This is a genomic window from Wolbachia endosymbiont (group A) of Cephus spinipes (genome assembly GCF_964026895.1).
GTDB lineage: Bacteria > Pseudomonadota > Alphaproteobacteria > Rickettsiales > Anaplasmataceae > Wolbachia > Wolbachia pipientis.
Genome location: NZ_OZ034713.1, coordinates 1045383 through 1058797, shown reverse-complemented (window position 1 = coordinate 1058797; position 13415 = coordinate 1045383). Strand labels below are relative to the sequence as shown.

Sequence of the window (13415 nt, the reverse complement as noted above, 5' to 3'; positions counted from 1 at the left end):
ATTATTTCGTGTAACCGTTTGCGGGTCCACTTAATTCTGCAATTCTTTGATCTCACTCATGGAGAGGCCAGTAAACTTAACAATAGTGGTGACATCAACATTATTAGCTAGCATTGTTTTTGCAACTTCAATTTTTCCTTCCTTTTTAGCATCATCAAGTTTTTGTTCAAGAACAGCCCGTTCATCACGAATACGTTTTATTTCCTGTTCGTAGGCAATAAATTCTTTCTCTGACCAGTTGAATCTATTTAGTTCTTCATATGCCTTTTTAATTATTACATCACTACCTATTATCTTTTCCAATTCTTCTTCGCTAGTTTCATCTGCATATTTAAAATAATAGATCCATTTTTCAACTATACTCTCCAATTGGTCTTCTTTAGTTTTAGGAAATTTTGGTAACTCAATAAATGTAAAATAAAAATCTTTTAAATCATGTTCATAGCTATCTTTGTCTAACATTACATGATCTGACTTATACTCAGATTTATTAGGAAAGAGAATACAATCAGCAATAGCTATAAAAATGATTTCTTTAAGACCCTGATATTGATCACCTTTATCAGCTTGCCTTGAATAAGCTTTAGCAGCGTAATATTGAGCGCGTTTTTCAAAGCCTTTAGTTTTGGCAACTTGCATTTCGACTATTACTTGCACCCCATTTTCATCCCTGCAAAGAACATCAACGATACTTTGTTTTTTAGAGGCAATTTCAGCATCTTGAATAGTGCTGAGGAATTCTATTTCTTTTATTTCATCTTTGCCAGTGAACCCCAAAATATCATTGAGAAAGTGAATGAGGATGTCTTTATTTTTTTCAGTACCAAAAATACGCCGAAACGCAACATCATTCTTGGGGTCGAGAAACTTAGAAAGAGCCATAAAAAAATTTTTAAATGTATCTTTATATTATATATTCTTATTGATAATAATTCAATAATTTGTCATCTTTTTTGTTAACTTTACTGATGTTGCCAGAGGGAACGTTGTTGCAAAATTTTGTAAAATTTATTATCCTAAGGTTTCAAGTTCTCACAGGTTTATTGGAACTATATGTACAATGTGTTTATCAGTGAAAATCCGGAGAAAATGATGGGGGAAAAGTTAATACATTACTTTAGCCAGGGTAAATGCGAAGGCAATGCAGAAATGAAAAATCTGCTGGGAGGAAAGGGGGCAAATTTAGCAGAAATGTGCAATGTTGGCATTCCTGTTCCACCTGGTTTCACAATTTCCACCTCTGCTTGCAAAGTCTATTATCAAGACAATAGATCTTCTGTCATCCAAGTATCTGATTACTCGGATCCAGAAAAAAATGTGGTCACGCACTGGAATGACATATGTAGTGGAATTAAAAACTACATGACGATGCTCGAAAATGACATCGGTTGTAAATTTGGGGATTTAAATAATCCCTTATTAATTTCCATACGCTCTGGTAGTGTTAGTTCAATGCCGGGCATGCTTGATACTATTTTAAATGTTGGTCTAAATGATGAAACCGTTGTTGGGCTTGCAAAAAAAAGTGGCGAACGTTTTGCTTACGATAGCTACTGCCGTTTCATCATGATGTACTCCAATGTTGTACTACAGCTTGATCATCACCTATTTCAAGATGTTATTGATAATGAGCAGCAAAAGAGTGGAGCAAAAAGCTTAGCTGATCTTGATGTTGATGTTTTAAAGAGAATTGTTAACGATTTTAAAAAGATAGTATATGAAAAAACTGAGAAACATTTCCCGCAGAACGTTGAAGAGCAATTGTTAAACTCAGTTAATGCAGTATTTGCTTCTTGGAAAAATGATAGGGCTGTTTCCTATAGAAAAATACATAATATTCCTGAAAACCTTGGAACAGCGGTCAACGTGCAAGCAATGGTTTTTGGTAATTTAAATGATAATTCTGCAACTGGTGTGATATTTACACGAAATCCTTCAACTGGGGAAAAAAAGCTTTTTGGTGAGTTTTTGGTTAATGCTCAGGGTGAGGATGTGGTTTCTGGTGTTTATACTCCTATGCCAATTGACGGAGAGCAAAAAAACACCATGGAGAAGTTGCTGCCAAGTGTCTACCTGGAATTATGCGCGGTATGTGAAAAACTTGAAAGGCATTATAAAGACATGCAGGATATCGAATTTACTGTACAGGACGGTAAATTATGGATTTTGCAGACTAGGTCTGGCAAGCGCACGGCTGAAGCTGCTATTCGCATAATAGTTGATATGGTAAACGAAGGAACGATTACAAAAGAAGAAGGAATATTGAGAATTGATCCAAAAACTTTTGACAATTTATTGCATCCAGTTCTTGACGTTAAGAGTGACCAAAAAGTAATAGGGAAGGGACTGCCGGCTTCTCCAGGGGTTGCTTCTGGATATGTAGTGTTTAGTGCAAGTGATGCTGAAAAAGCTGCAGAGCAGGGTAAAAAAGTGGTTTTAGTAAGGTCAGAAACGAGTCCTGAAGATATTAATGGAATGAATGCTGCAAGTGGCATAGTAACAGCACGGGGAGGGATGACCTCGCACGCTGCTGTTGTAACCCGTGGAATGGGTAAGCCATGCATTTGCAGTGTAAGTGGACTTTATATCGATAAAGATGGAACTTTCTTTTCTGTGGGGGATACAAAAGTAAATAAAGGTGAACCAATTACCATCAACGGAGGAACAGGGGAGGTTATGCTTGGCATTCTTCCTACAATTTCACCTGAATTATCGCAAGAATTCAAAACGATAATCAACTGGATAGATGAAATCAAAACGGTCAAAGTGAGAGCGAACGCTGATACTCCAAAAGACGCAAAAATTGCAAAAGAATTCGGTGCAGAAGGTATAGGCTTATGTCGCACAGAACATATGTTTTTCGCTAGTGATAGAATCGAATTCATTCAAAAGTTGATAATGGCTGACGATGAAAATGAAAGGGCAAATGCGCTCATTAAACTGGAAGAAATGCAAAAGTCTGATTTCAAAGAAATATTTTCTATTATGGAGGGCAGGGAGGTCACTATACGGTTGCTTGATCCACCTTTGCATGAATTTTTACCCAATAATCAGTCTACTATAGAAAAAATCGCCAAATCACTTAGTAAGTCAGTTGAATCAGTAAAAAATAAAATAGCACAGTTATCAGAAAAGAACCCAATGCTTGGCCATCGAGGTTGTAGACTTGCCATTTCTCATCCTGAAATATATAGCATGCAGATTAGGGCAATACTTAGTGCTGCAAGTGAATTAAAGAAAGAAAAGAAGATAGAAGTGGAGCCTGAAATCATGGTCCCCTTTATCATGAATGAGAAAGAGTTTGTTTTGATATGCGAGTTAGTGAAGAAAGAATCCTCTGTCATCTCAGCTAGGATCAAGAAGCAGATTCCAGCGTCACGCGCTGGAATGACATCAGACAAGGCGTACTCAATTGGAACAATGATAGAGCTACCACGAGCAGCACTGATTGCTGATAAGTTAGCAAAACATGCAGAGTTCTTTAGTTTTGGCACTAATGATTTAACGCAAACAACCATGGGACTTTCAAGAGATGATTCAGTTAATTTCCTCGATTCTTATAAGGAAAGCAACATATTCGAAAACGACCCATTTGAAGTGCTGGACATCGAAGGGGTAGGGGAGTTAATCAAGATGGCCATTGAAAGAGGCAAAAAAACCCGAAAAGAAATAAAACTGGGTATATGTGGAGAGCATGGAGCAGATCCAAAATCTATAGAGTTTCTCATCGAATCAGGGGTGGATTATGTTTCATGCTCACCCTATAGAGTACCGGTTGCAAAGTTAGTGGCAGCACAGTTTAGCATAAAATCTAAGTGTGTTGGGTAAATTAGATGCCAGTGTCACGCACTGGCATAACATCCTCCCTAGCGAAATTGAATCACAACGTTTTTGCAGTTTTTTGGACGTGTTCAACTTTATTTTCTTCCATTTCTCTATAGCTTGGTAATGTAGAATTTTTTACATGCAACCCGGTAGCTATTGCAACCAAAGCAGCTATAACACCACAAATCACTGCACCAGTTACAAATGGAACCATCACAGCAGCAGTAATGAATAATCCTGTAATAACAACTCCAACAACATCTTTTGTTAATGAGGTGTAAAAATTTTCCTTGCTTTTTTTATATTTAGCTTCTTTTTCATTTGGCACAGAAAATTGAGCATCTACAAAGCCGTTAGCTTTATTATCATTATTTGGTGTGGCAGTTTGCTTAGCCTCTGGTATTACAGGCGTTTTATTTTTGTTATTATGATTTGATTGGCCATTAACATTATCACTATTTGGCGTGGTAGTTTGGTTAGTCTCTGTTACTACAGGTATTTCATTGTCGTGATTGCGATTATCACCATTAGTACTAACTGGAGGCACTGTTGCTACAGGTCTACTACCAATGTTTCCATTACTGCTGCTGGGTTCTGCTCTATTTTCTTCATTAAGCTTACCTCTATTCAAGAACGCATTAACAATTTCAGTTTTACCTACCTGTATGGCCACTTGTAAAGCCTCTTTCCTGTTTGCAGGACTCACGTAACCTAAAATTAGCTCAGCTTCTTGGGCATTATCCTGAGTAATAGCAAGACACAGAGCGTTAAATTTTTCTTCTTCATAAAATTTGCCACTATCCAAAAGTACCTTAACAACGTCAGCTTGTTTTGTTATTGTAGCTATGCCCAATATAGTTCTGGAAGCAGTATCTGTAAGATGGATTACAGCATCTAAATCTGTAAACAATTTTACAACATCTAGAAATATGCCACGATCGCCGGTAATATTGGACTCTCTTACAGCATTTGCAAACGAGTCAAAAATTGCCAGATTTGTTTCTTTCCCTTGTATTAGTTGCTCGTAAAGTACTTCAGCAGTCATACCAGGGTTTATGAAGTTACTAGAATCTACTTCATTACTGTCTGCTCTATTCTCTTCCACATTAGGTGCCTCTTCTTCCTTGTTTATTGCTGCGGTTATTTGCTCTTGTTGAAGGGGTTCACACCCATTTTGGAGGAGAAAATCCTTAACGCGTGGGTTGTTATTTTCGGTTGCATGTTTTAGAAGTAGGTTCCCTAATGAATTGCCTCCTTCACATTCATCTTGAAAATTAACTTCTTTCCTTAACCTCTTTTTTAGTTCTTCCAAACTAGTAACTGTGTTATCACGTCCTGTAATTCTATCTATATCTAGATAGAAATTTCTAACATCATCATCACTATATGCCATAACTATAATCCCACTACTATAATGCTTATATTATATCAACTCCCTAATAATCAGTCAAGACATATTGCAGTTTCAAGCAGCATGATATATCATGATACATATTGAATATAGTTCTTAAAGCAAATGATGGAAGATTTAGCCTATAAATTAGTTAAAGTGACCGAAGCTGCGGCGCTTGCTGCATATAAACTAGCAGGCTTCGGCGATGAAAAAAAGGCTGATCAGGTTGCAGTTGATGCAATGCGTACAGTATTAAATTCAATGGAAATAAATGGTACTATCGTAATTGGTGAAGGTGAGAGAGATGAAGCACCGATGCTATATATTGGCGAGAAGGTTGGCACTGGAAATGGTCCTGAAATCGACATTGCCGTTGACCCACTTGAGGGCACTACGATTTGTGCTCATTACAAACCAGGGGCAATGTCTGTTCTTGCTGCAACGAAAAAAGGTAATTTTTTACATGCACCTGATGTTTATATGGAAAAAATAGCGGTAGGAAAAAATCTTCCAGAGGGTGTAGTCTCACTAAAAAATAGCATTGAAAAGAATCTAGACAATTTAGCCAAGGCAAAAAAATGCAAAGTAAATGATCTCGTGGTAACTATACTTAATCGTGAAAGGCACAATGAATTAATAGTAAAAATCAGGAAGTTAGGAGCAAAAATTAAACTAATAGATGATGGTGATATTGTGGCCGTAGTTTCACTAGTAAATGGCAATCATGATATGTATATCGGAATAGGAGGGGCACCAGAAGGGGTGCTTGCGGCTGCAGCGCTGAGTTCAATCGGTGGGCAGATGGAGGGAAGATTGATATTTGACACAGATCAGTTAAAAGAAAGAGCAAAAAATTTAAATATTGATGACCCAGAAAAAGTCTACGCCGTAAAAGATATGGCAAGAGGTGAATCAGTGTTCATTGCAACTGGAGTAACAAGCGGAGAACTTGTGGATGGAGTTGATAACATATGTTCAACTAGTTCTTTAATAATTCTACCTAACAACCTGATAAAGCTGCAAACAATGCAGAACTTATGTTAGCTTTTTTAGTTTCTAATTTTAGCTTTACAACATTTAGCATTAAGATATAATTAAGTTTACTTATAACAATAGAGGTGTGAAATGTTTTCTAGTATTGTAAATCTATTGAATGGTTTTTTCAAAAATTCGAGTACCAAGGAAAGTGAAGAAAAGTTGACTCTTCTATCTCCTCAAGCAAATCTTCAATTCGATGAGACTCAGGTACAAAGTGTGCTCTCAGATTTTGAGGAATTGGAGTTTAAGGATAATAAGTGTTTTGACAAAATAGCAGACGATTATGAAAAGAAGGGGGAGAGTGCCCTTTTTAACTATGTAATATTGAATAAGCGGAAAGAAATAATCGATATATTAGATAGGAATCTTCCTCTCCTCGAAGAACAGGAGGAGTTTAGAAAGAAATATGGTCAATATGTTCTTCAAATTGACAAAGGAATGAGTTATGGAAAAGAACTTCAAGATGGACTTCGGTCTTTTGAAGATAGGGCAGAAAAAGTATTATCAGATTTTGAAAGATTGAATTTTGATTTTAAGGATAATAAGTGTGAAGATTCTTCTGATTCTGTAAATTATAATAACGGTTGGCCGGCAGATCCATTTGACAAGATAGCAAATTATTATCGAGAGGATGATATTTTCCTTTTCAATTATGTGGTATTGAGTAAGCGAAAAGAAATAATGGGTATATTGGATAAGAAGCTTACTTCTAAAGATCAGGAGGAGTTAAAAGAAAATTTTAAAAAGAGGTTGGGTAGATATCTTATTCGAATTGGTGAAGGAATGAGCGATGGACAAGAATTTCTAAAAACTGGTAGTGCAATTGCTTTCTTTGATGGGTGTTATGTGCCATGTCCATATGCAAACCGTCTTCTTAATCATTATGACCATCTTAATATCAACATTACTAAACCTGAACAAAGTTTAGAAACCAGTCGTCTTTTCACTGAAAAAACTAAAAGAATGGAAGAAGAGAAAAGCGAGGTAAAAAGAGCAAAAATATACAGCAATGGTGAAAGAATAGTAACAATTGAGAAGAATGAGAAACAATAGAGGAACTACTCCTTTACAAAATTTGCAATATGTGACATCGAAATTAGTTGGGGTGCAAAAGATGAATCTGGAAAAGACCTTAACTGTACTGTTGTTCTAAATATAAATTTAGGTCAAGTTAGTATTAAAAAATCAACTATTGACGGTAAAGATGTTGAACCAAAGAAAATTTTAGAGTTAGCTAAGCAAAACGAGGCTGTGCTTATAAAAGGTAAAGCTTTACATGAAGTTTTAGTAGCACATTTCATTAAGCAAACACCATGTGAGGAAAAGAAGGATATGCAATCGCACGAGAATATCGTTGTACCTGGTTCCGGTGCACCTCGCTCTATTAATGAGGAAATAACTGTAGAGCATCCGTTCGGGAAAGCGGCAAATAAAGATAATCATAGAGAAATGTGAGTTTACAACAAATGGTGCCATGAAAGTAGCTGATACATAACTGTACGAACGTTTGTTTGCGAAGAAATGTTATAGCAGGTTTTGCCTCAAACACAAAGGTGTCATTCCAGTGCTTGACACTGGAATCCAGCCCTTTTACGCAGTCCCATTAAAAACGTTGTATTTTAACGTAGGATTAGCTACTTTTATACTCACCAATTTAATCTCTAATCAAAATTCCTGGATCCCAGTGTCTGGGCACTGGGATGACATCCTCCCTAGTGGATTCAAATCACAATATTCGTATAGTAAGCACTGACCACTTTTGCTTCAATATTTGCGATGCCCCTGAACAGATACAATTATTCTATTATCAGGAGGATGCCATTAATCGCTTTATATAATGCTACTTGTAACACTTATGCCCTGAACGGAGACAGTTTAGGCTGTTATGCCTGGCGGCTTTGTTGGAATAAGTTTTTCAACACTGCTAACAATAAAATTGATTGTATCGTCAGCTACCTTATCGAATTTATCATTTATCTCTTTTCCTATTTCTTGATTTTTAACATATTCGTGTAGAGCTAAAGCAGTTATAGCTGCACATGCTGCAATTAAGCCAGTTTGTGCTATAATGAATAGTAATAATCCTCCTACGAATATAGATGTTAATCCAATAGCCAGGTTTATAATTTTACTTTGTGTTGTTTGTTGCGTCGCTTGGCTTTGATCTGCCTGTTTATCCTCTAAAGCATTCGATATTGTTTTTAAGGCAACTTTTATCGCTATTGCTGCAACTGAAACCATAATTAGCCCTATAGCTATTTTTGCTAAAAGAAGAATCGACGGTAGCATCATTACAAATAATAGCGCGCCAATTCCTCCAGCTAACCACTTCTCATTTATTTTTTTTGATTGATTTGTACCAGTGTTCATTATTACCCTCCACTTTACTTATGATTTACCTATATCTAATACGAAATATGAAGGTAGTCAACTATATATTTTATATGAAAGATTGTATTAAAAGTTTTTCATGTTATTTTTTGCTGCTTCGTGGTTAAATTTGGAATTTTAGAAAGAGTTACGTATTATTTGAAATTCTTGTATACTGTTTTGAATCAGTTAAATAGATAATGAAGTGCAGGACGCAGTTTTAATTTTACAAGATGGCAAGTGCTTTTGGGGAAAATCAGTAGGTAAAAAAGGCAAATGCATAGGTGAGGTCTGTTTTACCACTGGTATGACCGGTTATCAGCATACTATAACTGATCCTTCTTTTGCCGATCAAATTATAACGTTCACTTTTCCTCATATTGGTAACGTTGGAATAAACCATAAGGATAATGAAGGAAAGAAAATTTTTGCAAGTGGTGTGGTTATGCGTGAACTTTCTTCTATGTCCCACCCTTCTTCATATATCAGTTTAAATGATTGGTTAGAGAAAAATAACGTGATTGGGATATCAGGAGTTGATACTAGAGCTTTAACGAGACATTTGAGAGAACATGGATCTCAAAATGGAATGATATGCTCATCGAGTAAGGCGCATGCGTTGGACAAATTGAAGGAATACAAATCTGTAAATGGGATAGAAATAACCAATAAAGTCAGCTTGCATAGTAATTTTAAAAGTGACCTTAATGCAAAATATAGGGTTGTAATCGTTGATTTTGGCGTAAAAATCAGTATAGTTTCACGCTTAATAGAACTTGGTTGTACAGTTGAATTAATCAGACCAAGCACAGGTTTTGCTCAAAAAGTGTTGAGTATGAATCCAGATGGGATAGTGCTTTCAAATGGTCCTGGTGATCCGCAAGAAATAGGAGAAAGTGTAGTTTCAGAAATAGACATTATTATAAAATCTAAAATACCAATTTTTGGCATATGCATGGGCCATCAATTACTTGCGATTACTTTGGGGGCAAAGACCATCAAGATGGATATAGGTCACCGAGGGAGTAACCATCCAGTTTATGATGTAATTAGTGGAAAAGTTGAGATCACTAGCCAAAATCATGGTTTCGTTGTTGATTCAGCTTCTCTTCTAAGTAATGTTAAAATTACTCACATTTCTCTATTTGATAATAGTGTAGAGGGAATAATGATGAAGGATTACCCAGTCTTTTCTGTGCAATACCATCCAGAAGAAGCGCCAGGTACGCATGATTCGCATTATTTGTTTAAACGTTTTATTGACAATATTGTGTTGTATAAAATGAAATCTGCGTGATTTTAATCAGGGTAGGTTTTATTGCTTGATTTTTTAATTTTAGGCGTTTAGTATTAAATACAATAAGAGCTTAAGTTAAGATGCTAAAATAGTATTCTCTTAACAAATTTTTGCGGAGGAGTGACCGAGTGGTTAAAGGTAACAGACTGTAAATCTGTCCGCGTGAGCGTACGTAGGTTCGAATCCTACCTCCTCCATTGTGCGGGTATAGCTCAATGGTAGAGCTCTAGCCTTCCAAGCTAGTGACGTGGGTTCGATTCCCACTATCCGCTCTTTTTTTTGTTGTATTTTTATAAAATCAACATATTATTTATTGATGTATTTGTATTTTAGGTAGAAAAGTTTAAATTATGACAGCAATAGTGGAAGCATTTGGAAAGCCGCATGTAAATGTGGGAACAATAGGACATGTGGATCATGGGAAGACGACGTTAACAGCGGCGATAACGAAGCATTATGGAAATTTTGTAGCGTACGATCAGATAGATAAAGCGCCAGAAGAAAGGAAGAGGGGGATAACGATAGCAACAGCGCATGTTGAGTATCAGACGGAAAAAAGGCATTATGCACACGTTGATTGTCCTGGACACGCTGACTATGTAAAGAACATGATAGTAGGTGCAGCACAGATGGATGCGGCGATATTGGTAGTGTCGGGGGTTGATGGGCCAATGCCACAAACGAGAGAGCATATATTGCTGGCGAAGCAGGTAGGTGTTGGATATATCGTGGTGTATATAAATAAAGCTGATGTTGCTGATGCTGATATGATAGATTTAGTAGAAATGGAAGTGAGGGAATTACTGAGTAAATACGGATTTCCAGGGGATGAAGTGCCTGTGGTGGTTGGTTCAGCGCTCAAGGCGCTGGAGGATGACAGCAGCGAATATGGAAAGAAATCAATAGACAAATTGATGGAAAAGTTAGATGAATATGTAGCGGTTCCACCAAGGCCTGTGGATTTACCATTTTTATTGCCAATCGAAGATGTATTTTCGATATCGGGGCGAGGAACAGTGGTAACAGGAAGAATAGAGAAGGGAGAGATAAAGACGGGAGAAGAGATAGAGATAATAGGTCTGAAAGCGACGCAAAAGACGATATGCACAGGTGTTGAGATGTTTAAGAAGTTGCTGGATAAGGGAAGTGCAGGACTCAATGTAGGAATATTGTTAAGAGGAACAAAAAGAGAAGAAGTGGAGAGAGGGCAAGTATTAGCGAAACCGGGGACGATAACACCGCATAGAAAGTTTAAGGCGGAGGTTTATATATTAAAGAAAGAGGAAGGAGGAAGGCATACACCATTTTTTGCGAATTACCAGCCACAGTTTTATTTAAGGACAACGGATGTAACTGGGAGCATAAAATTGCTAGATGGGAAGGAGATGGTAATGCCAGGAGATAATGTGAGTGTAGAAGTAGAATTGCAAGTACCGATAGCAATGGATAAGGGATTGCGTTTTGCGATAAGAGAAGGCGGTAGAACTGTTGGTTCTGGTGTTGTTTCTGAAATTTTGGAGTGAGTGTAGTAACTAAGATGAAGCAAGATATATATATTAACATTAAGGCTTTCGATTGTTCTTTATTGGAGGAGTGTGTTCGAAAATTTGTTGATGAATTAAAGCGGTCCAGTGCAAAATTATCTGGTCCGATTGCGTTGCCAAGGAAAGATTCTAAATTTATTGTTAATAGATCTCCTCACGTTGATAAAAAATCTCGTGAACAGTTTGAAATGAGAACTTCTAGGCGTTTGATTGTTTTACATGATCTTACTCCTACTATGATGCAGATGCTTACAGGTTTATCTTTTTCTGCTGGCGTAGAAGTGGATTTAAAAGTCAAGGAAGTTAAGGTTTAGGAGAAGGAAATGAAGAGAATAAATTCGCTGAGGAGAATTGGTTTACTAATGATGAATATTGGTCATACTGCTATGTATTCTGACAATAGTCGCATGGCTGTAACTTTATTGCATCTCAGCGAAACTTATATTATTGATATAAAAGGACAAGATAAATGTGGCTATAATTCAGTCATTTTAGGCACAGGAGATTTTAAAAATATAGCAAAACCTCAGTTGGAATATTTAAAGAAAAAGGGTATAAATAATAAATGTAAGTTATACGAAAGTAGATTAAATGACCTGTCGGGAATAGAATGTGGTAAAAAAGTGGGAATCAATCATTTTGTGGTTGGTCAATATCTTGATATTACGGGTTATTCTATAGGTAAAGGATTTGCTGGTGTGATGAAGCGGCATAATTTCAGTGGGCTTAGGGCATCTCATGGTGTTTCTATTGCTCACAGATCACAAGGTTCCACTGGCCAATGTCAGGATCCTGGTAGAGTATTCAAAGGAAAGAAAATGGCTGGTCATTTAGGTAACAGCAGGATAACTGCACAAAATATGAAGATATTATCCATTGATCATGAAAATAGTATAATTGCTGTGAAGGGTAATAATGTTCCTGGGTTTAAAAATTCCTATGTTTTTGTAAGAGATGCAGTTAAAAAATCTTTACATAAAGATGTTCCTTTTCCGGTAGGTTTACTGTTAGATGTAAATGATGATGCTAGTAATTTGGTAAGTTAGTTATGGAATGTAATTTAGTTAATCTATCTAATGATAATGTAGGTACTGCTCAGCTCAATCCTTTGATATTTTCTGCTAAGCAAAAATTGAGTATTTTGCATGATATAGTGAGATGGCAATTAGCGAAGAGAAGAGCTGGTACTCATAAAACAAAAGGTATTAGTGATGTCTCTGGTACAACAGCTAAACCTTATGATCAAAAACGTACCGGTAGGGCAAGACAAGGGAGCTTGCGATCTCCTCAATTTAGAGGTGGTGGGATTATTTTCGGCCCTGTTGTGAGGAGTCATACTTATTCTCTTAATAAGAAGGTACGCAAATTTGGTTTAAAAATTGCTTTATCTCTAAAGTATTTAAATAATCAAGTAATTATTCTGGATAATTTAAATATTGATGTGAAGAAAACGTCTGAAATGTGTAAATGTATTAAAAATTTTAAATTTTCTTCCTTTTTGATAGTTGGTGATTATGGAGATGATTTGTTGCGTGCGGCTAAAAACTTGCACTATGTAGACTTAATCAAACCTATTGGGTTAAATGTTTTTGATATATTGAATCACGAATGCGTGATGTTGACAAAGGATACTTTAAAGCATCTTGAAGGTAGATTGTTATGATCAAATATAATAATATAATAAAATCTCCTATAATTACAGAAAAGGCCTCTTTTTTGAGGGAGAAGTTTAATAAATATTCTTTGTATGTTTTTGTAAATGTAAATAAGCGTCAAATAAAGTTGGCAATAGAGTCTCTATTTGATGTTAAAATTTCTTCTATAAATGTTGTTAGAATTAAGCCTAAATATAGGCGTTTTAGGGGTGTGATTGGTTGTGAAAAACAGAAAAAGAAAGTTTATTTTTCTTTGATGGATGGTCAAAAATTAGATATAATGAGCGTTTAGT

The 13415-nt window shown here is 36.2% G+C and carries 13 protein-coding genes and 2 tRNA genes; 12 read left to right on the top strand and 3 right to left on the bottom strand.

What is annotated here, in order from left to right; all coding sequences use genetic code 11:
- Positions 1-30: 30 nt before the first annotated feature.
- Positions 31-882 carry an Rpn family recombination-promoting nuclease/putative transposase gene (locus AAGD59_RS05035; protein WP_015589151.1) on the bottom strand — a complete coding sequence of 284 codons (852 nt, stop codon included), beginning with the start codon at positions 880-882 and terminating at the stop codon, positions 31-33.
- Positions 883-1092: 210 nt separating this feature from the next.
- On the opposite strand from AAGD59_RS05035, the gene ppdK reads away from it, so the two are divergent.
- Complete coding sequence (gene ppdK / locus AAGD59_RS05030) at positions 1093-3828, top strand: pyruvate, phosphate dikinase (protein ID WP_265028063.1); 2736 nt, start codon at positions 1093-1095, stop codon at positions 3826-3828.
- A gap of 52 nt (positions 3829-3880) precedes the next feature.
- Here ppdK and AAGD59_RS05025 read toward each other — a convergent pair whose 3' ends face one another.
- Positions 3881-5218: a hypothetical protein gene (locus AAGD59_RS05025; RefSeq protein ID WP_015589149.1), complete on the bottom strand. Its 1338-nt coding sequence runs from the start codon at positions 5216-5218 to the stop codon at positions 3881-3883.
- A gap of 126 nt (positions 5219-5344) precedes the next feature.
- Here AAGD59_RS05025 and glpX point away from each other — a divergent pair, with 126 nt between their 5' ends.
- From glpX to AAGD59_RS05010, 3 genes are all read left to right on the top strand, one after another.
- Positions 5345-6262 carry a class II fructose-bisphosphatase gene (gene glpX, locus AAGD59_RS05020; RefSeq protein WP_041573528.1) on the top strand — a complete coding sequence of 306 codons (918 nt, stop codon included), beginning with the start codon at positions 5345-5347 and terminating at the stop codon, positions 6260-6262.
- A gap of 81 nt (positions 6263-6343) precedes the next feature.
- Positions 6344-7309 (top strand): hypothetical protein, encoded by a 966-nt coding sequence (locus AAGD59_RS05015; RefSeq protein ID WP_255498608.1) that lies wholly within the window; start codon positions 6344-6346, stop codon positions 7307-7309.
- Positions 7310-7507: 198 nt separating this feature from the next.
- On the top strand, positions 7508-7711 hold the full coding sequence (locus AAGD59_RS05010) for a hypothetical protein (protein ID WP_265027849.1): 204 nt from the start codon (positions 7508-7510) through the stop codon (positions 7709-7711).
- A 420-nt stretch (positions 7712-8131) separates the two neighbouring features.
- On the opposite strand, the gene AAGD59_RS05005 is transcribed toward AAGD59_RS05010, so the two are convergent.
- On the bottom strand, positions 8132-8626 hold the full coding sequence (locus AAGD59_RS05005; RefSeq protein WP_015589147.1) for a hypothetical protein: 495 nt from the start codon (positions 8624-8626) through the stop codon (positions 8132-8134).
- A gap of 205 nt (positions 8627-8831) precedes the next feature.
- Between AAGD59_RS05005 and carA the strand changes: the two genes are divergently transcribed.
- The 8 genes from carA (at position 8832) to AAGD59_RS04965 (ending at position 13414) form a co-directional block, all read left to right on the top strand.
- Positions 8832-9923, top strand: a complete 1092-nt coding sequence (gene carA, locus AAGD59_RS05000; RefSeq protein WP_265027848.1) for a glutamine-hydrolyzing carbamoyl-phosphate synthase small subunit — start codon at positions 8832-8834, stop codon at positions 9921-9923.
- 114 nt (positions 9924-10037) lie between these two features.
- Positions 10038-10120, top strand: a tRNA-Tyr gene (locus AAGD59_RS04995).
- Between the two features lie 4 nt (positions 10121-10124).
- Positions 10125-10195, top strand: a tRNA-Gly gene (locus AAGD59_RS04990).
- A gap of 78 nt (positions 10196-10273) precedes the next feature.
- Positions 10274-11446: an elongation factor Tu gene (gene tuf, locus AAGD59_RS04985; RefSeq protein WP_010962759.1), complete on the top strand. Its 1173-nt coding sequence runs from the start codon at positions 10274-10276 to the stop codon at positions 11444-11446.
- A gap of 14 nt (positions 11447-11460) precedes the next feature.
- Complete coding sequence (gene rpsJ, locus AAGD59_RS04980; RefSeq protein ID WP_012673184.1) at positions 11461-11781, top strand: 30S ribosomal protein S10; 321 nt, start codon at positions 11461-11463, stop codon at positions 11779-11781.
- Positions 11782-11790: 9 nt separating this feature from the next.
- Entirely contained in the window at positions 11791-12513 is a 723-nt protein-coding gene (gene rplC, locus AAGD59_RS04975; protein WP_006279218.1) for a 50S ribosomal protein L3, read from the top strand.
- A 2-nt stretch (positions 12514-12515) separates the two neighbouring features.
- Positions 12516-13130 (top strand): 50S ribosomal protein L4, encoded by a 615-nt coding sequence (gene rplD, locus AAGD59_RS04970; RefSeq protein ID WP_015589145.1) that lies wholly within the window; start codon positions 12516-12518, stop codon positions 13128-13130.
- Positions 13127-13414 (top strand): 50S ribosomal protein L23, encoded by a 288-nt coding sequence (locus tag AAGD59_RS04965; protein WP_015589144.1) that lies wholly within the window; start codon positions 13127-13129, stop codon positions 13412-13414. The genes rplD and AAGD59_RS04965 overlap by 4 nt, the downstream gene beginning before the upstream one ends.
- Position 13415: the final 1 nt, after the last annotated feature.